This window comes from Mesorhizobium sp. M7A.F.Ca.AU.001.01.1.1, assembly GCF_004022735.1.
GTDB classification, from domain to species: Bacteria; Pseudomonadota; Alphaproteobacteria; order Rhizobiales; family Rhizobiaceae; genus Mesorhizobium; species Mesorhizobium ciceri.
The window spans coordinates 1-592 of record NZ_RZPF01001319.1; the positions used below are offsets into that span (position 1 = coordinate 1).

Consider the following 592-nt stretch of genomic DNA (forward strand, 5'->3'; position numbering starts at 1 on the left):
ACCTGCAGCAGCAGATCGCCGAGTTCGTCGCGCAGATCGTCGAGGTCGCCGCGCGCGATGGCATCCGCGACCTCATAGGCCTCTTCGATCGTGTAGGGCGCGATGGTCGAGAAATCCTGTTCGATATCCCAGGGACAGCCGGTCTTCGGCGCCCGCAGCGCCGCCATGATCTCGATCAGGCGCGAAATGTCTTTCGATGGCGTCATAGGGCTGATGCTATCGCGCGGCCGGCCGCGCGGCCAACGCTGTCAGCCGGCGAGAGTGCCTTGTCCACAGGCGAGCCACGTCAGTCGAGCACCGAGACGATCGCTTTGGCGAGGTCGTCCATGCCGTCCTCGGGCAGGCCGGCGACATTGATGCGGCTGTCGCCGACCATGTAGACGCCGTGCTCGGCGCGCAGCCGTTCGACTTGCGCTTCGGTGAGGCCAAGGCGGGAGAACATGCCGCGATGGCTGGCGACGAAATCGAAGCGGTCGGAATTGGATTGCCGGCGCAGGGCTTCGGAGAACTGGACACGGAGTCTCAGCATGCGCAGCCGCATCTCTTCAAGTTCGGCTTCCCAGTCTGCACGCAAGGCGGCGTCCTCCAGCAC

At 65.0% G+C, this 592-nt stretch carries 2 protein-coding genes; both read right to left on the reverse strand.

Features of this window, described 5'->3' with window-relative positions:
- The coding region (locus EN884_RS37920) for a MazG nucleotide pyrophosphohydrolase domain-containing protein (protein WP_281034878.1) at positions 1-206 on the reverse strand (206 nt) is incomplete at its 3' end.
- 80 nt (positions 207-286) lie between these two features.
- Positions 287-592 (reverse strand): aminotransferase class I/II-fold pyridoxal phosphate-dependent enzyme (locus EN884_RS37925; RefSeq protein ID WP_128361230.1); only part of this gene is annotated, 306 nt, incomplete at its 5' end.